General features: G+C 36.4%; 21 protein-coding genes. 5 read left to right on the top strand and 16 right to left on the bottom strand.

The window, feature by feature from the left end; genetic code table 11:
* Positions 1 to 70: 70 nt before the first annotated feature.
* The 3 genes from TS1_RS04530 to TS1_RS04520 all read right to left on the bottom strand — a co-directional run bounded on the left by TS1_RS04530 (position 71) and on the right by TS1_RS04520 (position 5174).
* Positions 71 to 616 carry an NADPH-dependent FMN reductase gene (locus TS1_RS04530; RefSeq protein WP_068708277.1) on the bottom strand — a complete coding sequence of 182 codons (546 nt, stop codon included), beginning with the start codon at positions 614 to 616 and terminating at the stop codon, positions 71 to 73.
* Positions 617 to 619: 3 nt separating this feature from the next.
* Positions 620 to 3085, bottom strand: coding sequence for an NAD(P)H-dependent oxidoreductase (locus tag TS1_RS04525; protein WP_068708275.1), 2466 nt, complete (start codon positions 3083 to 3085; stop codon positions 620 to 622).
* A gap of 229 nt (positions 3086 to 3314) precedes the next feature.
* Positions 3315 to 5174 (bottom strand): monovalent cation:proton antiporter family protein, encoded by a 1860-nt coding sequence (locus TS1_RS04520; RefSeq protein WP_068708274.1) that lies wholly within the window; start codon positions 5172 to 5174, stop codon positions 3315 to 3317.
* Positions 5175 to 5537: 363 nt separating this feature from the next.
* Between TS1_RS04520 and TS1_RS04515 the strand changes: the two genes are divergently transcribed.
* The gene (locus tag TS1_RS04515) at positions 5538 to 6011 is read left to right on the top strand and encodes a hypothetical protein (RefSeq protein WP_068708273.1); all 474 of its coding nucleotides are present in this window, start codon (positions 5538 to 5540) and stop codon (positions 6009 to 6011) included.
* A 139-nt stretch (positions 6012 to 6150) separates the two neighbouring features.
* Here the strand turns inward: TS1_RS04515 and TS1_RS04510 are convergent, their stop codons facing one another.
* The 9 genes from TS1_RS04510 to TS1_RS04470 all read right to left on the bottom strand — a co-directional run bounded on the left by TS1_RS04510 (position 6151) and on the right by TS1_RS04470 (position 12522).
* Positions 6151 to 6867 (bottom strand): YebC/PmpR family DNA-binding transcriptional regulator, encoded by a 717-nt coding sequence (locus tag TS1_RS04510; RefSeq protein ID WP_068708272.1) that lies wholly within the window; start codon positions 6865 to 6867, stop codon positions 6151 to 6153.
* A 117-nt stretch (positions 6868 to 6984) separates the two neighbouring features.
* The gene (locus TS1_RS04505; protein ID WP_068708271.1) at positions 6985 to 8142 is read right to left on the bottom strand and encodes a nucleotidyltransferase; all 1158 of its coding nucleotides are present in this window, start codon (positions 8140 to 8142) and stop codon (positions 6985 to 6987) included.
* Positions 8143 to 8223: 81 nt separating this feature from the next.
* Positions 8224 to 8958, bottom strand: a complete 735-nt coding sequence (locus TS1_RS04500; RefSeq protein ID WP_068708270.1) for a class I SAM-dependent DNA methyltransferase — start codon at positions 8956 to 8958, stop codon at positions 8224 to 8226.
* Positions 8955 to 9314: a ribosome silencing factor gene (gene rsfS, locus TS1_RS04495; RefSeq protein ID WP_407701885.1), complete on the bottom strand. Its 360-nt coding sequence runs from the start codon at positions 9312 to 9314 to the stop codon at positions 8955 to 8957. The genes TS1_RS04500 and rsfS overlap by 4 nt, the downstream gene beginning before the upstream one ends.
* Positions 9307 to 9915 (bottom strand): bis(5'-nucleosyl)-tetraphosphatase (symmetrical) YqeK, encoded by a 609-nt coding sequence (yqeK, locus tag TS1_RS04490; protein WP_068708266.1) that lies wholly within the window; start codon positions 9913 to 9915, stop codon positions 9307 to 9309. Before yqeK ends, rsfS begins: the two co-directional genes overlap by 8 nt.
* Positions 9905 to 10546 (bottom strand): nicotinate-nucleotide adenylyltransferase, encoded by a 642-nt coding sequence (locus TS1_RS04485; protein ID WP_068708264.1) that lies wholly within the window; start codon positions 10544 to 10546, stop codon positions 9905 to 9907. The genes yqeK and TS1_RS04485 overlap by 11 nt, the downstream gene beginning before the upstream one ends.
* A gap of 21 nt (positions 10547 to 10567) precedes the next feature.
* Positions 10568 to 10879 carry a ribosome assembly RNA-binding protein YhbY gene (yhbY, locus tag TS1_RS04480; protein WP_068708262.1) on the bottom strand — a complete coding sequence of 104 codons (312 nt, stop codon included), beginning with the start codon at positions 10877 to 10879 and terminating at the stop codon, positions 10568 to 10570.
* A gap of 9 nt (positions 10880 to 10888) precedes the next feature.
* Positions 10889 to 11998 (bottom strand): ribosome biogenesis GTPase YqeH, encoded by a 1110-nt coding sequence (gene yqeH, locus TS1_RS04475; protein ID WP_068708260.1) that lies wholly within the window; start codon positions 11996 to 11998, stop codon positions 10889 to 10891.
* Positions 11995 to 12522 carry a YqeG family HAD IIIA-type phosphatase gene (locus TS1_RS04470; RefSeq protein WP_068708255.1) on the bottom strand — a complete coding sequence of 176 codons (528 nt, stop codon included), beginning with the start codon at positions 12520 to 12522 and terminating at the stop codon, positions 11995 to 11997. The genes yqeH and TS1_RS04470 overlap by 4 nt, the downstream gene beginning before the upstream one ends.
* Positions 12523 to 12771: 249 nt before the next feature.
* Here TS1_RS04470 and TS1_RS04465 point away from each other — a divergent pair, with 249 nt between their 5' ends.
* Both TS1_RS04465 and TS1_RS04460 read left to right on the top strand, forming a co-directional pair.
* Positions 12772 to 13971 carry an ATP-grasp domain-containing protein gene (locus TS1_RS04465; RefSeq protein ID WP_068708254.1) on the top strand — a complete coding sequence of 400 codons (1200 nt, stop codon included), beginning with the start codon at positions 12772 to 12774 and terminating at the stop codon, positions 13969 to 13971.
* Positions 13972 to 13985: 14 nt separating this feature from the next.
* Complete coding sequence (locus TS1_RS04460) at positions 13986 to 14738, top strand: esterase family protein (RefSeq protein WP_068708252.1); 753 nt, start codon at positions 13986 to 13988, stop codon at positions 14736 to 14738.
* Between the two features lie 52 nt (positions 14739 to 14790).
* Here TS1_RS04460 and TS1_RS04455 read toward each other — a convergent pair whose 3' ends face one another.
* Positions 14791 to 15609 carry an alpha/beta hydrolase gene (locus TS1_RS04455; RefSeq protein ID WP_068708250.1) on the bottom strand — a complete coding sequence of 273 codons (819 nt, stop codon included), beginning with the start codon at positions 15607 to 15609 and terminating at the stop codon, positions 14791 to 14793.
* Between the two features lie 535 nt (positions 15610 to 16144).
* Here TS1_RS04455 and TS1_RS04450 point away from each other — a divergent pair.
* Together TS1_RS04450 and TS1_RS04445 are read left to right on the top strand one after the other, a co-directional pair.
* A complete protein-coding gene (locus tag TS1_RS04450) occupies positions 16145 to 18721 on the top strand; it encodes a vitamin B12-dependent ribonucleotide reductase (protein ID WP_217994583.1) in 2577 nt (858 codons plus the stop codon).
* Between the two features lie 21 nt (positions 18722 to 18742).
* Positions 18743 to 19372: a cob(I)yrinic acid a,c-diamide adenosyltransferase gene (locus tag TS1_RS04445; RefSeq protein ID WP_068708248.1), complete on the top strand. Its 630-nt coding sequence runs from the start codon at positions 18743 to 18745 to the stop codon at positions 19370 to 19372.
* Positions 19373 to 19570: 198 nt separating this feature from the next.
* Here the strand turns inward: TS1_RS04445 and TS1_RS12650 are convergent, their stop codons facing one another.
* The 3 genes from TS1_RS12650 to TS1_RS04430 form a co-directional block, all read right to left on the bottom strand.
* A complete protein-coding gene (locus tag TS1_RS12650; RefSeq protein WP_217994582.1) occupies positions 19571 to 20479 on the bottom strand; it encodes an IS3 family transposase in 909 nt (302 codons plus the stop codon).
* Positions 20470 to 21153: a helix-turn-helix domain-containing protein gene (locus tag TS1_RS12645; RefSeq protein ID WP_217994581.1), complete on the bottom strand. Its 684-nt coding sequence runs from the start codon at positions 21151 to 21153 to the stop codon at positions 20470 to 20472. The genes TS1_RS12650 and TS1_RS12645 overlap by 10 nt, the downstream gene beginning before the upstream one ends.
* A gap of 512 nt (positions 21154 to 21665) precedes the next feature.
* Complete coding sequence (locus tag TS1_RS04430; RefSeq protein ID WP_068708246.1) at positions 21666 to 22352, bottom strand: fructose-6-phosphate aldolase; 687 nt, start codon at positions 22350 to 22352, stop codon at positions 21666 to 21668.
* Positions 22353 to 22512 lie beyond the last annotated feature (160 nt).

Here is a 22512-nt window from a genome sequence, read left to right as displayed (position 1 = left end):
CACTCTATAAATCGATTTATAGAGTGTTTTGTAGTTCATCTATATTTTTGTATTATAGGCTATACTAATTTTATTTTTTAAAGGTAGTAGTATAATCGACAAAGTCATGAAAACTGGTTTCCAGGTTTCCAATAACAGTGGGGTCTTTTAAGTTTTGCTCGTCGTCAAATTGTTGCATGACATTTCCTAGAAGAAATTCATTTCCAGGTAAAACATTGGCCATCACGTCAGGTGAACTTAAGATTTGACGCAGTTGAAATTGAGCGCGAGCAGAACCTTGAGGTCCATAGGAGGCACCAACAATCAAAACTGGCTTTTTATAAAAAGAATTTAATTGGTAAGATAACCATTCAATCGTGCTTTTTAATACAGCAGGAATCGAATGATCATATTCCGGACTAGCAATAATTACGCCATCAGCCCCTTTTATCTTTTTATCTAGTGCAAGTACTGCAGATTGTTCATTGACATCTAAATCAGCATTAAAAGCTGGCAAATCAGCTATTTCACAAACTTCAATCCGATGTTCGGAAGCAAAGTGTCTATTAATATAATGCAATAACATTCGATTATATGAAAAATCAGCATTTGTTCCTTCAATAGCAACAAAGTTCAATCGTTACCCCTCCTTATTCACCTGTTTTAACGCGTCAGCTACTGCTGATTTCAACGCTTTACTAGATACAGAGGCACCAGACACAGCATCAACGTCGATTTTATTTTTAGCAACCATTTCTTTTGGCATCTTTTCTAAGGCTTCTAGTCCAACATCGCCACTTTCGCTTTGCTTCAATATTTCTACATTTTTAATATTCTTTTTCGAATCAGAAGTGAGCCTTACAACCACTTCGCCCCCAATTCCTGCATCACTACGACCAATATATTGATTTTTACCAGTGGTAAAGTTTTCTTCTTCCGTTTTATTGTCACTAGTAAATGTAAACGAGCTAGCACTTTGTGTATCTCTTTCACTTCTGCCCTCTACATAAGCGACAGTCGTATCCTCCATTTTAGGAACTGCAGCATTTTGACCTGCAATTTTACCGAAAATCAAACATTCTGCTAAGTTACCACCACCTTGATATTGGTTGGCACATATTCCTCCTAATTCACCCGCTGAATATAAATGTGGGATAGGCTGACCATCAGGATTTAAAATTTCAGAACGAGAATTACGTCTTGGACCTCCTTGAGTATTTAATACCGTTTGAGACATTTGAATCGCATAAAATGGTCCTTGATCGAATGCACGCAGCGTTTTCGGGTCACGATGAAATTCCGCATCTTCTTTATTTTTAGCTGCTTGTTCAAAACGTACCATTGCCTTTTCCAATATGGAAGCATTAACTCCCATTAATTGAGCCAATTGAGCAATAGAATCAGCTTTTAACAAATTTTCTTGATAAGGTTCATACTTACCAATGATGCTGTCTTTATCTAATTCATTTTTTTTCGTTTGGTCAAAAACTAAATATGGGTGTTGTTGATTTAATGGTACTTTCCATGTTCCGTGATTTTTAATATGACCGTGGCGATTTTCTTCACTTTCATTGAAATAGCGGCTACCATCGTCACCAACTGCAAAAATACTACCACTAGAGAGCAATTGATTCTGTGCCCCAAGCATTAAACGGCCTCGTTCGCCTTCTTCCACAGCAAAAGCCATACCATGCAACAAACCTAATGATTCATAATTATTCATATGCCAAAAATCAGCACCGACTTCTTGAGCCATTTTGATACCTGCGCCTTTGTTATACGTACTGCCTAGTGGGGTCAGCTTTTTAGCCCCAAGGAAATCTTCTATATACTGCTGATTATTTTCAAACCCGCCCATTGCTAAAACAACGCCATTTTTAGCTTTAACATTCCGTAAAACATGTTCACGTTCAATCTCTACACCACAAACAACCTTAGAAACAGGGTTTTGAATCAGCTTACGCGCAGGTGTACTGTATAAAACATCGATTTTATCACTGCGCTTTGCCACCTGTTGTTTTAAATTTTGCCATAAAGCCGCATCAAAAACGCCTTCGTGAACAGTCGTTAAATCATGAGACTGGGCCCCTGGAAATTCAGGAAATTCTGCAATGATTGAAGCAGCAACACCTTTGCCAGCAAAGTCATCATGCCGCCAACTTACCGGCTCAACATCTAAATATTTTTTCAGATAATCAGGAATACCAACCATACCTTCAACATAGGTATCAATCATCTCTTCATCAAGATTCATTGGTGCCGTTAAATTTTTATAATATTTTTTCAACCCATCAAAATCATCACCCGAACCGATTAGTTGTGCAGCATAGCGCGTGTTTCCTCCTTCATGCCCTTCCGGCGCAGAATCTACTAATAATACTTTTGCTCCATCATCTGCTGCAAATCGTGCCGCCGTTGCTCCTGCTCCGCCGAAACCTAAAACAACAACGTCATAGCTGGCATCCCAGCGTATTTTTTTGTTACTTTCCATGGATTTATCCTCCTCTACAAACTTGACACTATCCTTATTAGCAGCAATATCCACTGGTTTCTGACTAGCTGCGCTGCTGTTATTTATAAAATCTAAAAAATGACTAAAACATTGCTCTAAAAATTCGATGGTTTTTTTATCTTTAATATTTCCTTTGGAATCAAAAGCGTGATGTGAATTTCCAAGTAAAAACTCATTACCAGGAAGAACTTTAGCATTTACACCTGGTGAATCAAGAACCTCTCGTACTTGAGCCTGTGCCCGTGATGCTCCTGTTGCATATTTAGAAGCACCAACCAACATTACGGGTTTTTCTGCTAAAGGATGAACACGATAAGATAACCATTCAAGCGTACTTTTAAGAGCCGAAGAAAAAGAATGAGTGTATTCAGGACAACCAATAATAATCCCGTCGGCCTGTGCAATTTTTTGGGTTAACTCTTTGACCTCTATTGGATCGTCATTTTGAGGTTTATTTTCATTAAACATAGGGATGTCTTTTATTTCACAAACTTCAATCATAACCTCTGAAGAAAAGTGGTCAGCCATAAATTGAAGGAGTTGGCGGTTAGTAGATTGTTTCGTATTCGTACCAACAATAGCAATAAAATGCATAATGATACCTCCTTTTTGCTTATATTTTATAAAATTATGTGAAATTAAACACAAAGTAAGAATAGCACTATATCATTTCTCTGTCAATTTTTATCAGACAGTTCGTTCGTCTAAAAACCATTTAAAACTATTTTTAACTAATATAACCGTCATTATTTTCTAAACAAAAAACGACCCTAAAACCTAATTGAATAGGTTTTTAAGGCCATTTTTTCGTTAAAAGAAGTTTTCATTCATTATTAATTTCTAATAAGGAACGCAAATATTCGACCGATTCATTACTACCTGATAAAATCAAATGATCACCTAATTCCAAACGAGTTGTTCCATGAGGGATTACCGGCTTATGTTCACGGAAAATCCGACTAATAATCACTTGACTTACTTCCGGTAATTGTGAAATCATCATGTCAACATATTTAGCATTTGTCACAACAACCTCGTTTAGGCGAAATTCTGTAGCTGTTAACAAATCAAAGACCGCTGGAGTTTCAATGGCATTACGCAACATGCCTACATTAACATCAAACATGCTGAAAAATTCAACATGCTGGGCTTTTAAATTTTCCTCCATCTTTAAACGTTCTTTTGAATCACGGATATCCAAGCGTACGATTACACGAGGCACTCCATACTTTTTAGCTTTTAAGGCAACTTCGTAATTTACGTTGGCCTCTTGGTGAGCTAAAACAAGAATGTCTGTATCAAAAACCTTGTTAGTAATTAGATGTTCACTCTCCAAATTTTCCAGAAAAAACATCGCCGCTTTGTTATGATAAGTATCATATTGACTTTTATTGTTAGTATAAATCGTCTTGCTAAAATGCTCAGAAGATAACTCTTGCATTGCAGAGATCGTCATTAAGCCGACTCCTATGGTATGCACAACTGTTTTTTGCAATTGTTCTTCATGTGGTTTATAAAAATATTTAAATAAAAGCGGACCAAGTAAGCAAGTTAAAATTCCTGCTAAGATAAAAGCACCCGATTGTTGCTCATTAATCACATGTAAATTTTCTGCCACAGTGAGTGCAGGCAAAATTAATGTAATGGTCGTTTCAGATAAAAATACACCACTTAAAGCGTTAGAAGGGGTAAACAGTCGGCGGAAAATAAAGTATGAAGATAATTTAGCCAACAAGAAACCAACTAAAAACAGAGGAATTAACACCAATGTCTCTGAAGAACTAAACATACTAAATAAATCCAGTTTAGCCCCTGTTAAGATAAAGAAAAAAGGAATAAAAAAGCCGTAGCCGATAGCATCTAGTTTTTCTTCAGTTTCTTTTTCTGGCTCCAAAAGCTTGATGACAATTCCTGCCAGAAATGCCCCCAACACATTTTCCGCTCCTACTGTCTCTGCCAAAACCACTAAAGTAATAATGATGACAAAGGCAAGCCGAATATCTAATTGCGTCGTTGCTTTTGTGTATTTTTTAAAAACAGTGAAAAAGTTACGAAAGCGTAAAAGCAACAATACAGCAACAAGAAAAATTAACGAGGTTAGCCAAAGTGTACTGCTGTCTCCACTTTTCAACGACGAGTAAATCGTTAAACTCAGCAGTGGGACGACTTCCCCTAACACAGCAAAAAGTAAGAGTGTTTGTCCATAAGCTCGTCCTAAAAGTTCATTTTCTTTTAACACTGAAATAACAATTCCTAGTGCAACGGTTGAAAATAAAATGGCTGCTAATTGTATATCCGAAAAAAAGCCCAAAAATCTAAATAACCCTGCTAATAGTACCGAACAAACAAATGTTACTCCATAAGCTAAACTGGCTACTTTAAGCGGCGTTTCTTTTGTCATATTTTTAGCTTGTCTGGCAGCTAAAGGAGTGGATATGTCTCGTTTTTTAAACAAAGAAAAATCAATTTCCATGCCACTTAAAAAAAGTAATAACACAACTCCTAAAGTGGAAATAGTAGATAATTCAGCATTTGTTTCAATAATATCAAATCCACTTTTTCCTACTAAAATCCCTATAAAAATCTCCGCCACCGTCGTAGGAATAAATGTTATATGAAAACGTGCTAATAGCATAGGCGTGACAAAGGCCGCAACAGTTACAATTACAAGAGAAAAATTCATAAATTGCCTCCTTGTTAAATGATGAAAGCTACAACTTTGCAAAAAGTTTATTGATTTTTTGTAATAAAACATAGTAATAATGTATTAATCTTGCCTTTTTCCTATTTACTTTCTGCCATTTTCTAAGAAGTAAATTTTAACAGCCCTTACCCTATTTCCAAAGCGTTATATTATTAAAAATAATGTGTTTGAAAACAAATAAGATGACAAAAAATACAAAAAACAACATAATCATAAATTGTAACGAATAACCTTTAAAAAAGGAAATAAAAAAGCTCAAAAATTTTATTGTTTTCATATAATATATGTTAAAATTTAAATATAAGTAATGAAAGCGCTAAACATGCGTTAGGAGGAACTGATATGAATAAAAAACAAGCGGCCTTATTTCTTTATCTTTTAGAGGTGGTAGTATTTGATAGAGAATTTCATCTCCAACAAAGTGTAGTATTTGAAACTAAAAACTGCCTCATCACCGGATTATTTTATGCCGGAGATTCCTTTTTTGCTCCCTTTAAAAATCCAGAAGCAGCCTATACATTTAAAGAAACCTTTGTAAAAAAAGCAACAAAATACGGCGGTACTACTGATTATAACAAGGTTCAGATTCAAGAAGACTTACAAGAAAATATGTCCGCGACTTTTGAAAAAATCAAATATTTTGTTTTACGTTATGATGAATTCGAAGAGATAAGTGATACAGAAACGATTATAACTGATGATATGACAATAAAAAATGTACATTTTTTAAATGGTCCAAATCAAATCTTTCCTTTTTATATCTTTTCCAAAGATATAACGTTTAAACCTGTATCCCTGTTATTTGACCCTCAATGAAAATTATTCATTTTAAACAAAAAATAGCACTTAGCTGTTTTAGGCAGCTGAGTGCTTAACTTTTATATTGATAAGAAAAAAGAATTAGCTTCCACTAATTTATCAGACGTATAACACGTTATCCGCTTCGTATAAAACTCTAGCCAAGCTCGACGTTATGATAGATATTTTGTACATCTTCCAAATCTTCTAATACATCGAGAATTTTTTCAAATATCTCCTGATCCTCATCGTTTAAAGTAACTTCGCTTTGTGGAATCATTTGTATTTCAGCAATATCATATTTTTCAACTCCGTATTCATTGAGAGCTTCTTGGATTAATTGGAAATCTTCTGGTTCGCCATAAACGACAATTTGTCCTTCTTCTGATTCTACATCACGTACATCAATGTCTTTGTCAATTAGAAACTCAAAAATTTCATCTACATTATCTCCGACAAAACTAAACAAAGCTGTATTATCAAACATATAGGATACTGCACCATTTACCCCCATATTACCACCATTTTTATTAAAAGCAGCTCGTACTTCGGCCGCTGTACGGTTCACATTATTTGTCAGAGTATCCACAATAAACATCGAACCACTAGGACCAAATCCTTCGTAACGAAGCTCCGAATAAACTTCATCACTGGCACCTTTGGCTTTTTCAATAGCTCGATCGATTACATGTTTTGGTACATCATATGTTTTCGCCCGATCGATCACAAATTTTAATTTTTGATTGGTATGTGGATCGGGTTCTCCTGATTTTGCAGCAGCATAAATTTCAATACCGAATTTCGCATACACTTTACTATTATTTTTATCTTTTGCCGTCTTTTTAGCGACGATATTTGCCCATTTTCGTCCCATTTCTTCACTTCGCTTTCTGTTGATTTAGGTTTATATCAACGTTTTAAAAATTATCCTTTTTTATTATACCCGCTAGCACCTCTTCTGTAAAAGCTTTTTGTTAAGTACAAAAAGCTTCTAAACACGTATGGGTGTTTTACCAAAATTTTGTTCGGTAATTTTAGCATTGGCTAATTGGTAAACATTATCGCTTTGGATAGTCAGTGCCATAATTGATTCTTGAGCTTTTCCTACTTTAGAAATAATCGGCCAGGAAATTGTTTTTTTCTCTTGTTGTAAATATTGTTGCCCCTTTTCGCTGAAACCTAAAATATGTAAATAATTATGCTGCCACGCATTTTTCACAGCTTCATCTTTTAAATTTAGCAAAATATAGCAAAGTAAACGCTGAATTCTTGTGCGTGTATACCTTTTCGATTTAACAAGTTCAACAAGTTCATCAAAATGTTTAGCCTCTTTAATTTTACTTTTTAACCGATATTCTAAACCTTCGACCATTTGATAAATTTCTTTTAATTCAGAAAGAGAACTTGTTAAAATCTTATATTTTAATAAGGGCCAGTAATTTTCCCAACTCACTTGATAAAAAAGAAGATCTTCTGCCGTTTTTACTGGGACTACCTTTTTTATCTCTTTTTGAGACAAAACGGCTTGACGGATAGCTGTAGCGCTCGCAATTTCTTTCGTTAGTTCAGTAGAATGATGGCTTGCTTTTACACGTTGGATCGGATGAATCCTCATCGGTTGTTTGAAAGAAGCATTTTCCTTTGTATAGGTTAACCCTAAAATGTGATTAGGCTGGTCTTTTGAAAAGGTGAACGACGGATAGCGATTAGATAACAAACGATCAATCTTTTGCGCATAAGACAAAGTGGGGTCGTCATATTCTTTATAAGCTTTGTCAAATTCTTTTTGGTGGGCCAACATAAACCGACCAAAAGAAGCGTAATCAAAGTCAGTAGAATTGTCGGTACCAAAAGAAAGATTTTGGCAATGTAACGCGTGTAAAAGACGAACGCTGCCTTTGGCAAAATAATCAGCAGATTGTAGCGACCAGTGAACAGGCAGCTCAACCACTAAATCAGCTCCTTGTTGTAAAGCCTCGTTCGCACGCGTCCACTTATCAATAATTGCGGGTTCGCCACGTTGTAAAAAGTTTCCGCTCATAACAACGATCATGACATCTGCCTGCGCTTTTTCTTTGGCTTTTTGTAATTGATATTTATGACCGTTATGAAACGGATTATACTCAGCAATGATACCGCAAGTGTTCATTTAGATCGACCTTTCTTTTTATGTAGAAAAAATACCAGTAATAAAAACCCACGAAACCAAAAGATTTCATGGGATATATTTTCATTTATGACAGACAAAAAACCAGCGTCTGCTCGTTTTTGTTGGCAGACAATCTTTAAAATCAGCGTACAACTCAACTTGGCTAAAACCTGCTTGTTTTAGTAACCTTCGATAGGTTTCTATTGGATAAGTACGCTCTACATGCAACTCATCTTCACGTGTAAAAGTTTCTTCCCCATTTTTAATGAAAAATGTCAAAAAATGTTCAATACTATGTGGTACTTCTGTCGGATAACTTTCCCACAAAAAAGCAAAATCGTCTGTTTGGTAGTGGTAATTATACTCTGGAAAGATGTCATCCATTTGGTATAGTGAATGAACATCAAACAGGAAAATACCATTTTCTTTTAATACTTGGTTGACTTGTTCAAAAGCCGTTTGCACGGCTTTTTCATCAGCCAAATAACAAATTGAATCCGAATAACAAGTGACAATTTCGTAATGGCCAATGTCTGTTAAATCCAACATATCTGCTTGGACAAACTGTACATCCACCTCTTTTTCTTGTGCCTGTTGATTTGCCATGGCAAGCATCTCTTCTGACAAATCTATAGCTGTAACACCAAAGCCTTGTTTTGCAAATTGAATTGCCAGTTCACCTGTACCACAAGCTAATTCTAATAGTTGGTTTTGTTCGTTTATGTGACGCAAGGTAAAAGCTAACCAAGCCTCATACAAGCTGTTATCCATTACTTGATTATAGATAAGAGCAAAAGTTTCAAAAGCAGCTCTCATTTTTCAGTAACCCAGGCAGAAATGTCTACAAATGGCGCATCTGCCCAAAGTTTTTCAAGTTGGTAAAATTCACGTTCTTCTTCATTGAAAACATGAACAATCACATCGCCTAAATCGATTAAAATCCATTTAGCGCTATCCTTTCCTTCCACGCTTTTTACCTCAACTTGTGCTTTTTGTTCTTTTTCGACAACGTCACTGACAATTGCTTGTACTTGTCGGTCGTTTTTTCCAGTACAGATCACAAAATAATCTGCCAGCAAAGATACTTCACGAACGTCTAGTGCTAACACATCCTGTGCATTTTTTGAATCCGCTGCTTGAATCGCAGTTTGTAAAATTTGTTGACTATCTATTTTCGTTCACCTCTTCGTTTTTATCTCTTTTTTTAGCAACCCAGCGATTATATGTTTCAATGGTTTTAGGATACACAGGGGCATGAATTTCTATTAAATGCGCCAGTGTATGTTTCGTTTCATAAGCGACGGCTTCATCTAAATCTTTTTTGGCAATGGCACGTGCTTTTTCTATACCAGGAATATCTCTTCCCGGTTCGATATAGTCAGCTACATAGATAATTTTATCTAGCAAAGTCATCTGTGCAGCACCTGTTGTATGCAAACGAATTGCTTGTAATATCGACTCGTCGGTAATCCCTAGTTCTATTTCAACTAGTTTTGCTCCTATAACCCCATGCCAAATAGCATTATTCCAATTCAATAAATCTAAATCATAGCCATAATCAAGGATAATTTTTTTAAAGTCTTCATCCGGCCGTTCTTTGGCATAATCGTGAGTCAAAGCTGCAATACTAGCCTTTTCTTGTGATGCTCCATATTTTTCTGCTAAAAAAAGTGCTGCTTTTTCTACACCTAACACGTGTTCAAACCGCCTTTGACTCATAGCCGCTTGTATTTTTTTAAGCAAGGGTGCTCTAACTTTTTTATCATACTCCATCAAGATACAACCCCTTTTCTTGAATATAGTGTAACACATTTTTAGGTAGAAGGTAGTTAACTGAACATCCTTGCGTTATTTTTTTCCGCAAATCAGTTGAGCTGATATTCATATCGGGTACATCGATCCAAATAATCGGATAAGGTGTTTCCCTGGAATAACCAGGCCTTTTTACACCCACAAATTGAACAAGTTGGGTTAATTCATCGATTTTATGCCATTTTGGTAAATAATCGACCATATCCCCACCAATAATAAAGTAGAAGTCAGTATCTGGGTATTTTTGTGTTAAAAATTGCATAGTTTCGAAAGTATAGCTTTTGCCTTCACGCTCAAGTTCGCACTTTTCGATAGCAAGTAAGGGGTTGCCTTCAATGGCAAGTTCTAACATCTTTAAACGATGACTTGCAGCAATTGTTTCTTTAGGATCCACGTGTGGAGGTTCATTAGACGGCATCAAGTATACTTTTTCTAAGCCTAATGACGTTCCTACTTGATCAGCCATAATTAAATGTGCCAGATGCACAGGATTAAAATTTCCTCCTAAAATACCGACTTGTCTTCTGTTTGGCTTTGTTTGTTCTTCAACTTTTACAAATGTTTGTAGGTTGTTAACTACTTGTTGTTTCAATTTCCTACGCGCCTCCAATAATTACACTTTTTTCACTGCAGAAGAAATTTTTTGATTTTTTTCTTTAGTAGAAATTTTAAAAATAACTAATACGCGTCCGATAATTTGTACGATTTGACAATTTAGTTTTTGTTCTAAAATAGCTGCCACATCTCGTACGTCTTCTTCGGTGTTTTGTAACAAACTCACCTTAATAAGTTCTCGTTTTTCTAAAGCTTCTCCGATTTGGACGATAAGCTGCTCATTTAACCCACCTTTACCAATTTGAAAAATGGGTTGTAAGTGATGCGCTTGTCTTTTTAAAAAGCTTTTTTGTTTTCCTCTTAATTCCATAACTTCCTCCTAAACCAAGGCCTGACGTGTAATCACATCAACGCCTTTGGGTGCCCATCCACTGACAATTCCAGTATCTTTTACTGTAATCCAACCCAAACCAGCAAATACAATATCTGTTTTTTCTTTAATAGAAAACTCAAAACGAACAAGTTCAGGAAAATGCTCTTTTTCGTCTGCTCTGGGTGGTTGTAGTAATTCGCCTACATGATTTTTGTAAAAAGTGTCAGCTTTTTCTAATTTTGTGCGATGAATCATCAAATCGTTTGATACAAAAACGGTAAAAGAACTCTTTTCCCCTTGTATAAAATCAAAACGAGCTAGCCCTCCTAAAAACAGTGTCTGTCCAGGATTTAATTGATAGACTTTCGGCTTGATTTCTTTTTGTGGGGCAATGATTTTTAGATCTTTATCGCCTAAATAATGCGCCATCTGGTGCTGATGAATAATCCCAGGAGTGTCGATTAAAGAATGCCCATCTTCCAAGGGAATCTCAATTTTATCTAAAGTAGTACCAGGAAATTTTGAAGTCGTTATTAAGCCTTTAATATCAGCAGTCTTTTGAACAATCTGGTTAATTAGGGTCGATTTGCCTACATTTGTGACCCCTACTATATAAACATCGCGTCCTTTGCGATACTTTTCGATCATTTCCAGTAAGGAATCTAGCGCATCATTTTTTTTAGCACTCGTCAATAACACATCAACTGGGCGCAAACCTTTATCATGTGCTTGTTCTTTCATCCATTGTTTCAATTTATTTTTTTTCAATGATTTAGGTAGTACATCTATTTTGTTACCTACTAATAATACGGGATTATCTCCTACAAAACGGTGTAGCCCAGGAATAATTGAACCATTAAAATCAAAAATGTCTACCACATTGACAATGAGTGCATCTTTTTGTCCGATTTCATTTAGTAACTGCAAAAAGTCATCATCCGTTAACGAAACATCTTGAATCTCATTATAATGGCGCAACCGAAAACAACGCTGACAGTAGACTCCTCCACTTTCCAATCCTTTTTCCAGAACTGATTTTGGAGTATACCCCATCTTGTTTTTTTCTTCTGTTTGAATAACGGCTCCACAGCCTACACATCGAAGTGTCTCTGTCATTTTAATTCACCTTGCCATTTCATTTCAGGATTTTTCTTTAATAAAGACTTCATAATTTTCCGCTCAAAAAACCGATTAAAACGTGTTTTCCAACCATCTGTAGTGACAACTGGTTTGACTAAAATACTGCGAGTACCCGCACAATTTGCAGCTTTAATATCGGTCATCAGCTGGTCTCCTATCATCACGATCTCACCTTTGTCGACATTTAGTTGTTTACAAGCTTTATTAATACCAAAAGCCAGTGGTTTTAACGCTCGAGCCACATAACTTAATCCTAGTCGATCAACAACAAGACTGACCCTTTCAGCACTATTATTAGACACTACCATAACAGGAATACCGGCTTTTTTCATCTCTTGCAGCCATGTTTGTAATTCAATGGTGCCTTCTGGATAGTCCCAGGCAATTAATGTATTATCCAGGTCGGTTAACACGGCTTTTATTCCCACAGCCTTTAATTGTTCAGGCGTAATCTTATAAATCGCATCAACCATCCAGGTCGGTTTATATTTTGAAAACATTTAACATTTTTCTCCTCAAATTGAACTTTTTATGACTCTTGTCATAAACGTTCTTATCTCACTCTTTCTATTACTTCACAAATGTTGATTATACAATAAATTCTTTTAAAGGGAAAGCTTTCTCTTTTGCCTTGTAGTAATTTTGCGTTCAAAAAAATGCACTTAATTTTTAGAAAAATCAGAGTTTTCTAAAAATGATCGCTTTCTTATAAAAATTATGGTACTATACTCAAAAAGGAAGTGGATCATATGGACCAACCGAAAAATTTTATCGTTATTTCGCCACACTTTCCTGATAATTTTTCCACTTTTAGTGTCCGTTTACGAGAGCGTGGTTTCAATGTTTTAGGGATTGCAGATGTCGCCTATGAACAGCTGAGCGATACGTTAAAAAATAGTTTAACGGAATATTATCGAGTAAATAATATGAACGATTACGATCAAATGTATCGAGCCGTCGCTTTCTTTGCCCATAAGTATGGAAAAATCGATCGAATCGAATCCCATAATGAACACTGGTTAGAATTAGATGCTCATTTGAGGACCGATTTTAATGTTTTTGGTTACACTTTAGCAGAACTTGAACCTGCTAAAAAGAAATCCAGCATGAAAAAAAGATTTCGCGAGCTAGGTCTTCCTGTAGCAAAAGGACGGATATTCTCTGATCAAGAAGACGCCTTTTATTTGGCTGAAAAGCTGGGCTATCCAGTTATCGTAAAACCAGATAGCGGTGTAGGAGCAGGTGATACTTATAAAGTAAACGACTCTGATCAACTAGCAGTATTTTTTGAAAAGCGCGATCCAACAGTTGATTTTATTATGGAAGAATTTATTCCAGGAGATGTCGTTACTTTTGACGGATTATGTGATCAGGATGGGAATATCGTGTTTTATTCTAGTTTAGAATACAATATCGCTGTTTTAGAAACAGTCGAAAATGATAGCGATATGTACTTTTATTTACCTCGCGAAATTCCAGAAGATTTAATTGAAATGGGAACAAAAATTGTGGAGGGTTTTAATATTAAAGAGCGCTTCTTTCATTTCGAATTCTTCCGAACCTATCCAGAAGGTATTTTAATGCCGCTTGAAGTGAACATGCGCCCGCCTGGTGGTCCCACTATCGATATGTACAATTATGTAAATGAATTTGATATCTTTGCAGAATATGCCAACGTCGTTAAAGAAAACCAGTTTAAATCGCCCAGTAAACGATTATACAACTGTGCCTATATTTCTAGAAAAGCTAATAAAGATTTCAACTACCTTCATGATAACGAAGCTATTCGGCAAGAATTGGGTAAAGCCCTTGTAGGAATTCAGTCTGTACCTGATATCTTCTCAACAATTTTAGGAACAGAAGGTTATATTGTCCGTTCACCAGATTTAGAGGAACTATTTGAACACATCGCCTATATTAGTAAAAAACAAGACTCGTTTATTTCATAAAAGGAGGAAGCATCATGCATTTTGAACAACATAGCTTTTACAGTCGTTACTTAGAAAAAGAGATGCCTTTTAACATTTATGGGCACGCGGGCAAGCCGGTCCTTGTTTTTCCATCATCAGGCGGCAGCCAAAACGAGTACGCTGACTTTGGCATGATCGATGCTTGTCGTTCATTTATAGAATCAGGCCTTCTCCGTTTTTACACAGTTGCTTCTTATGATAACAAATCTTGGCTTGATCATAATAAATCCAGTCATGAGATGGCCCAGGCACATAATCTTTATGAAAGCTATATTATAAATGAATTTGTTCCTTTAATCTTTTATGAGACAAACGCAACGAAGGTGATTGCTACAGGATGTAGTATGGGTGGCTTTCATACAATGAACTTTGCTTTGAAGCATCCAGATATTTTTGGCACGGCCATTGCATTAAGCGGAGTTTATGATGTACGCTTTTTTACCGGAGATTATTATAGTGATTTAGCTGTGTATTTTAATTCTCCAATGGATTACCTATCCAATATGCAAGACCCTTGGTTTATTGAACGCTATCATGATAATACTTATATTATTTGTGTAGGCCAAGGAGATTGGGAGCTGCCTCATCTTTTGCAAACACAAAATTTCCAAAAAATATTTATGGAAAAGGGACTAGATGCTTGGTTTGATTACTGGGACGCTGATAGTGCGCATGATTGGGAATGGTGGAAAAAACAAATCACTTATTTTTTTGAAGAATTAAACACACAAAAATTATTAGTTTAAATAAAAACCAGCTACCGTTAGCTTTTATGTACGGAGCTGGTTTTAAAATCCCCTAATTTTTATCAAAAACAAAATTTAAAAACTCCCCAAAATGGTCTGCCCAGTATTTTTCAAAATGAGACTCTCCAGCAAAAATGCGTAACTGCACGCAATTTAGATCGTGGCTATTTTTCAACAGGGTATTATAATAATTGATTGAACTATCAATATAGGCTTGATCGGTATCTTTTGTTGTTAATAATTGATCGATTTCATTTCCTTCATTCGTCCCTGATTGGATATAGACCTTTGTTTTACTATCTATAGGATACTTTGCTATATATTGGGTAAAAGATTGCTCATCTATCCAAGAAGCTAACGAAAAAACACCCAGATTACCAAAAACCTCTGGATAAGCAGCTCCAGTAAAAGCAGTAATTACAGCACCTAATGAGCTACCAGCTAAAATGGTGTGTTTACGGTCTTGTTTCGTTCTATAGTGTTTATCGACAAACGGTTTAACCATTTCAACAAGCCACTGGGCATATTTTTCACCCATTCCACCTGCAAAAATGGACTGTTCATCATTTTGGATTTCCACTTGCCAAGGCATATATTCATCAAAACGGCTCTCTTCACTATTATCAATGCCTACAATAATCATTGGAGGCAATTTTTTTGCATATTTTAACAGCGGAATCAACTTCCAAGAATAACCGGAATAAGATTCACGACTGAAAAAAATATTTTGTCCATCATGCATATATACTACCGGATAATCATTAGCTTCCGTCTCATAATTACTGGGTAATAATACTCGTACGCGACGCTGCTTATCCGTATATGGCACTTTTAGGTAGTGGGTATAAAGGGCTAAATAATTTGAATCCATCTTCTATCCTTTCTTTTACTATTTTTGCTACCGGCTCTTTCATAACTAATTTTATAAAAAATTGAAAAACATGGGAATTCGACAAAGAGCTGCTAACTCCTTATCCATTAAAACAAAAAAGTCCATCGCTTTTTAACAGACCAAAATTTAAAAGTTTCAACCACGACTTTCTCAAGCAGATTTTAATCCAATTAAACCATGAAAAATAGTGAGATACAAATTTAAACCAACATCACATTAGACGCAACCGCGTTTATCTAAGTTTTTTGTAGTTGCTAGTAAATAAAAAATCATCTAAGAAATTTTTCTTTTTTTATTACTTCCTCCAACACAAACCATCTCATACCATGTTTTCTATTCTTTCTTATTCATTAATCCTTCGCTGGCAAATAAAAATCTTCGACCAAACTATTGTAAAAAAAGCGCTAAAATATTATACTGAATTGTACAATATATAGATAAAAGCAAAAGAAAAACACAAGATATAGTGTTTATAAATGCTTTTTTAAAGGAGTTTTTTGGTGTGAGCACACAAATAAAAGAACCACAACTTGATATTAAAAAATTAAATCAGGATATCGAACAATTTGAACAAGTTTATCCTATTACAAATGAAATGCACATCAAACGAGAAGGTGTATCGCGCTTAGTTATGCTCGATCGTTACGCTTATAAAGACACGGAACAACGTACACTTTCTATTGGCGATTTAGTTGTTTTAACGGTTAAAAGCGATCCAAATTATCCAGCGCGTGGAGTTGGAATTGTACAGTTTATCGATGACAATAAACAGCAAGCAGACATTTTAGTGGAAGAATCTTATCGTTTTGCAATTGAAGATCCAGACGAGCAAGCTTCTGGTATAGTCACACGGAATTTAAATGAAATTGACAAACCGCTTGAGATATTCTATGAACAAATCACTAAGCGTGTTGCTCATGCTTTAGCTGATGTCGACCAAACTATTGGTAACAAAACAATGATTGAAGAGGCATTTTACCAACAATTAAAAGATATGAATTTCGTACCTGCTGGACGTGTTCTTTACGGTGCTGGTTCGCAGGCAAATGTCACCTATTTCAACTGTTACGTAATGCCTTTTGTTCCTGATTCTAGAAGTGGAATCGCTGAACACCGTAAAAAAGTTATGGAAATTATGAGCCGTGGGGGCGGCGTTGGCAGTAATGGGTCTGCACTACGACCAAGAAACGCTATCGTACGCGGGGTGAACGGAAAATCATCCGGTTCTGTTTCCTGGTTGGATGATATCGCCAAATTGACTCATCTAGTTGAGCAAGGCGGTAGCAGGCGTGGTGCTCAAATGATTATGTTGGCGGATTGGCATCCAGATGTAATTGAATTTATTATTTCTAAAATGCAAAATGCACGTATTTTACGTTATTTACTAGAAAATACTAATGATGACCAAATCAAACAAGCCGTCCATGAAAAACTGAAATTTACTCCCCTTTCACAAGACGAACGAGAAATGTATCAATTTATTGTTGGCCAAAAACAAAGTATAGAAACCTTGTCTGCTGAAACAATTAAAGAAGCTCAGACCAAGCTACATGATGGTGGTACCTATAGTGTTAATAACCCTGAATTTTTATCTGGTGCGAATATTTCACTTACATTAACAGATGATTTCATGCAAGCTGTTAAAAATGATGAAGAATGGCCGCTTCGTTTTCCTGACTTATTTAATTATAATCAAGCAGAAATGCAAGACTATGACGAAAAATGGGCAGAAATTGGCGATGTACGCCAATGGGAAGATTTAGGTTACTCTGTTACGACCTATCGTACAATTAAAGCAAGAGAATTATGGAAGTTAATTAATATTTGTGCCACTTATTCTGCAGAACCTGGCATCTTTTTTATCGATAATGCCAATAACAAAACTAATGCTATAGCCTACGGGCAAAAAGTGGTTGCAACAAACCCTTGCGGTGAACAACCATTAGCCCCTAATTCGGTCTGCAATCTAGGGGCAATCAACTTAGCGAATATGGCCAATAAAGCAACCGCTGAAGTCGATTATGATAAATTAAAAGAAACCGTCAAGACAGCTGTACAAATGCAAGATGATGTGATTGATTCGACCCCTTACTTCCTAGAAGAAAATAAAAAACAAGCGCTAGGCGAACGGCGCGTCGGGCTTGGCGTGATGGGGTTAGCTGACCTACTTATCTATACCCACCATCGTTATGGTTCAGAAGATGGTAATCAGGTTGTTGATAAAATCTTTGAAACAATTGCGACTACAGCCTATAGAGAATCGATTCGTTTAGCTAAACTAAAAGGCAGCTTTCCCTTCTTAACTGGTAAAACCGAAGAAGAAACACAAGACCTGCGTCAGCGTTTCATCCAAACAGGTTATATGAAAGACATGCCTCAAGATATTAGAGAAGACATTCTAGCGCATGGAATTAGAAACTCTCATCTTTTAACAGTTGCTCCTACTGGTAGTACAGGGACAATGGTCGGCGTTGCAACTGGTTTAGAACCTTATTTTGCATTTAAATACTACCGCAGCGGTCGTTTAGGAAAATTCATAGAAGTCAACGCGCAAATTGTCCAAGAATATTTAGACGAACATCCTGAGGCAGATGCCAACCAATTGCCTGAATTTTTCGTTTCTTCGATGGAATTAGCGCCAGAAGAACACGTGGATGTGCAAACAACCATTCAACGTTGGGTTGATAGTTCAATTTCCAAAACAGTCAATGCGCCAAAAGGTTACACAGTTGAACAAGTAGCAACTATTTACGAACGCTTGTATGATGGCAACGCTAAAGGTGGTACAGTGTACGTTGATGGTTCAAGAGATTCACAAGTACTCACTTTACAATCTGAAGAAGATGCCATTGAACAAACACAGTTATTTGACACAGAGGACGTCCGCATTGTAGACGACTCTGAGGAATTAGAACAATTAGTCGAACAAGCGGAAAATGAACATATTCAACAAGAAGGTCATACAGATGACGTTGTGTATGGTTCTGAGGTTGGAGATACTTGCCCAATTTGCCGTCAAGGAATCGTTAAAGATATAGGCGGCTGCAACACTTGTACTAATTGTCAAGCACAGCTACGTTGTGGTTTGTAAGAAGCTAAGGAGGAAAAAGCGATGCAAATCTATACACGTACAGGCGATCAGGGAAGAACCCAACTGATTGGCGGTTTGCAAGTAGAAAAAGACGACGCTCGTATTGAAGCTTATGGAACAATTGACGAATTAAATAGCTTAGTTGGTAGTGTCGTAAGTCTACCGCAATTAGATGCCTCTTTTAAAGAAGAACTGGTTCAAATTCAACACTATCTATTTGATTGCGGCAATGATTTAGCGACGCCCACTTTTAAAGAGATGGGAAAAATTTCGCCTAGAACAAGAAACGCGAATGACCCATACTACCCTTATGTAGTCAAAGAAGAAAGTATCAAATGGCTCGAATCACGCATAGATGCTTACACTGATATTCCACCAGAAGTCGATTACTTTATTCTACCCGGGGGGACAAACGAAAGCGCCCAACTACATCTGGCACGTACCGTAGCTCGACGAGCAGAGCGTAAAATCGTTACTTTCCAACAAGAGGGACAAGTAAATCCTTTTGTGCTAAAATTCGTTAATCGTTTATCCGACTACTTTTTCATTTTAGCTCGAGTGATTAATAAACAAGCAGAAATCGAAGACATACGCTATAAACGTAGTAAAAAAGTCTTTCACACAGATTTAACAAAAGATGATATCCAATAAAATAAACCTAGGCAAGAGTTGATGGGCACCCCGTCAAGTGGACACGGAAATATAATAAAATTTTTAGAGAACGATTTGCTGGTTTTTGGCAAATCGTTCTTTTGTTTTTATGATGATTAAACTTTGACTACGATTGACTGAAGTATACTTTTGACGAGCGAACCCCCAAATATTTCACGCATGAAAAGTATACGACGATTATGCGGCCATCAAAAGTTGCTGGTGGACTTGTAACGGGGTTTTTGATTTCAAACAACGTTGATAGCGGCCGTTGTTGTAATAGTGAATATAGTTTTCAATCATTGAAACCAGATGTTCGCGACTTGTAAATTGCCTACGATAGTACTTCTCCCGTTTTAATGTTCCCCAGAATCCTTCCATGGGACCATTGTCGATACAACGAGCCACGCGAGACATGCTTTGTTTCATGCCATGTTGTTTTAAACGAGCGTTCATCGGTTGACTCGTATATTGAAACCCACGGTCACTATGAAAAAGCGGGTGGGCATCTGGCTCACGACGTACTGCCTCATCGAAGGTGTCAAACACTAACTGATTGTCATTTCTGTCGCTAATGACAAATGAGACAATCCGACGATCTGCCAAGTCCAGAATGGCACTAAGATAAACTTTTTTCACTTGATTGCCTTCGTAATACTTAAACGCACTGACATCGGTTAACCATTTTTCGTTGGGCTTATTCGCATGGAAATTCCGGTTTAAATAGTTCTTGGTAATATGATAAGGATTTTTGGCAGCCTGGGTACTCCCGTTAGGATGATGCTTGACTGTGGATTGAATTTGAAGGCTCCGACAAATGCGTAATATTCTTTTATCATTGACGTGTAAGCCATAATCTTGAACCAAGTCATCCCGAATTCTCCGATATCCCTTGTCGTTATCTGCCTCGTAGATATATCTGATTAGATCTGCCAAATGCTCGTTAAAGATGGTTTGCGCAGATTTTGGTTGCTTTAGCCAACGATAATAAGCGGATCTTGAGACGTGTAAAAAATCACACATTGGTTGAATCGGATAATTTTTGACCTCGTGAAGCTCTTTAATTGCTTCATATTCAAAAACGTGGCGGATAAGGTCTAGTCCCACTTCCTTTCTAACGCCCTGACTTTTTTTAAGAGGTCATTTTCCATTTCTAATTGTTGGATACGACGTTCTTTTTCAGCTAAGCGATCCCGCATTTCTTCTTCTGGGGTTCGACTAGGTTTTGTTCCCACACGATGTCCACGCCGATCTTTTAATCCTTGTTCGCCCATTTCGTCATATTTCAGTACCCAGTTACGAACTTGTTGGTAGGACACTTGATATTTGATGGCTGTTTCTCCATAGTTACGATCGTGCAAAATACAGTAATGGACGATCTCTATACGCTCTTTAAAGGTTGTTTTTCTAGATTGACTCATTTGACTTCCACCGCTTCCTGATTTGAAGTTTCCATGAGTATTATATCCCTTAATCCAGTCTCGTAGTTGTTTATCACTTCTAAGTTTATATTTTTTTGTAATATCATTAAGGCTTCCTGCGCCGCTTAAGTAATCATTGACTGCTTGGAGCTTTGTTTCAATACTGTAATGAGCATTCTTCTTTTTTGGTAGTAGACCCGTCGGACCTTCATTTTCATAAATCGTCAACCAATGTCTTAAAGTATCATTACTGATCCCCAATGTACTAGCGATATGATTCAAGCTATCTTTACCGCTCAGATAGCTTTTTACTGCTTCTACCCGTTTTTCTAGGATAAGCTTCATCTTCCTCTTTGACACACAAAATCCCCCCTATATAGGACTTTTATATTTCAGTGTCCTATATAGGGGGAGCATATCAAGTTGAACTTGTCTAGGTTTATTCATAAAAGAACAGAAACGATAAATGTCAAAACAAAAGCTGCCTTTTTTATTCTAATAAGGCAATAGTTTTAACTTTTTATGTCTCGTTTAATTTTATCAGACAAAAGTTCAGGAAAGTTTTGGCCTATTTTAGATTAACGGACACAAGTTTGCGTAACTTGTGTTCGATTTTCTTAAAAAAAGTTAGTTCTACTGCTTTTTAGTAATAATAGGACAATTGTTACCCTTTCTTATGGCCCGTTCAGCTTTATCGGACAAAAGTTCTGAAAAGTTTTGGCTCATTTTAGGCTATCGGACATTAGTTTTTATGAATTATGTTCAACTCGCCTTCCTAGAAAATAAGTTGTTTAAAGTGTTATCCTCTTCCATAATATAGAACAAAGCTCTATTAAAATAATGATTCACCTATCAGTAGTTATGAATGATCGTTAATCATGCAAGTCAGCCATCGTACTTCCCTTACCAAAAATAGTTTCCCAATCTTTGGCAAAATCATCCACGGCTTGAGAAATTGAAGGCATCGCTAAGGCTTGTTCGATAATATCTGGAGCAACAGTGACTGCCTGGGCTCCTTGCTCTAAAGCAGTCGTAACTTGTCCGATATTTTTAAAACTAGCAGCTACAATTTTTGTTTGACTATTGCTGCGATCAATTTCATGAGCCATTGCAGCTATTGCCTCTTTAGCATCAATATTGAGATTTTCCATCCGGTTATAATAAGGAGCAATATAATCAGCTCCCGCTGCAACAGCCAAATAAGCTTGAAATTTTGTATAAATAGCTGTAGCGGTTACATTAAACCCTTCTTTTTTTAATGATTTAATCGTTTTTAAACCTTCTGGGCTTAGTGGTATTTTCAAGTAAGTTTCTTCGCCTAATTGTTCCAAAATTTTTTTGGCATCTTTTAACATTCCTGCTTTATCCTTAGCCACCACTTGTACATGTAATGAACATTGTTTTCCGATAATTTCACTAATTTTTTTCATATGTGCAAAAAAGTCTATTTCTCCTTCTTTTTTAATGATAGAAGGATTTGTTGTTACGCCTGCCAGTGGAAGAATTGCTTCATATTTCTTTATCGTTTCAATATTGGCTGTATCTAATAAAATTTCCATTTTCTTCTACTCCCTATCTTTTTTACGCAGAAGAAACCGCTTACGATTTTTCTGCATTTTTATTCCTCACAAGATAAACATAGCACAAACCCAAGAAAATCGTCAATAAAAGCTAGAGAGAAACATGACTGTTTTATCATCGACTTAATATTAATATACA

Origin of the sequence: Tetragenococcus solitarius NBRC 100494 (assembly GCF_001544195.1) — a bacterium.
GTDB lineage: Bacteria > Bacillota > Bacilli > Lactobacillales > Enterococcaceae > Tetragenococcus > Tetragenococcus solitarius.
This window is presented reverse-complemented; position numbering and strand designations above follow the sequence as displayed.

What these genes read in the sequence shown, in the direction of transcription:
- TS1_RS04515 (WP_068708273.1), top strand. Translation starts at nt 5,538, where the DNA reads ATGAATAAAAAACAAGCGGCCTTATTTCTTTATCTTTTAGAGGTGGTA.
- TS1_RS04520 (WP_068708274.1), bottom strand. Translation starts at nt 5,174, where the DNA reads ATGAATTTTTCTCTTGTAATTGTAACTGTTGCGGCCTTTGTCACGCCT.
- TS1_RS04460 (WP_068708252.1), top strand. Translation starts at nt 13,986, where the DNA reads ATGCATTTTGAACAACATAGCTTTTACAGTCGTTACTTAGAAAAAGAG.
- TS1_RS04465 (WP_068708254.1), top strand. Translation starts at nt 12,772, where the DNA reads ATGGACCAACCGAAAAATTTTATCGTTATTTCGCCACACTTTCCTGAT.
- TS1_RS04445 (WP_068708248.1), top strand. Translation starts at nt 18,743, where the DNA reads ATGCAAATCTATACACGTACAGGCGATCAGGGAAGAACCCAACTGATT.
- TS1_RS04500 (WP_068708270.1), bottom strand. Translation starts at nt 8,958, where the DNA reads ATGAGAGCTGCTTTTGAAACTTTTGCTCTTATCTATAATCAAGTAATG.
- yhbY (WP_068708262.1), bottom strand. Translation starts at nt 10,879, where the DNA reads ATGGAATTAAGAGGAAAACAAAAAAGCTTTTTAAAAAGACAAGCGCAT.
- TS1_RS04525 (WP_068708275.1), bottom strand. Translation starts at nt 3,085, where the DNA reads ATGCATTTTATTGCTATTGTTGGTACGAATACGAAACAATCTACTAAC.
- TS1_RS04510 (WP_068708272.1), bottom strand. Translation starts at nt 6,867, where the DNA reads ATGGGACGAAAATGGGCAAATATCGTCGCTAAAAAGACGGCAAAAGAT.
- yqeH (WP_068708260.1), bottom strand. Translation starts at nt 11,998, where the DNA reads ATGACAGAGACACTTCGATGTGTAGGCTGTGGAGCCGTTATTCAAACA.
- TS1_RS04505 (WP_068708271.1), bottom strand. Translation starts at nt 8,142, where the DNA reads ATGAACACTTGCGGTATCATTGCTGAGTATAATCCGTTTCATAACGGT.
- TS1_RS04455 (WP_068708250.1), bottom strand. Translation starts at nt 15,609, where the DNA reads ATGGATTCAAATTATTTAGCCCTTTATACCCACTACCTAAAAGTGCCA.
- TS1_RS04430 (WP_068708246.1), bottom strand. Translation starts at nt 22,352, where the DNA reads ATGGAAATTTTATTAGATACAGCCAATATTGAAACGATAAAGAAATAT.
- yqeK (WP_068708266.1), bottom strand. Translation starts at nt 9,915, where the DNA reads ATGGAGTATGATAAAAAAGTTAGAGCACCCTTGCTTAAAAAAATACAA.
- TS1_RS04470 (WP_068708255.1), bottom strand. Translation starts at nt 12,522, where the DNA reads ATGTTTTCAAAATATAAACCGACCTGGATGGTTGATGCGATTTATAAG.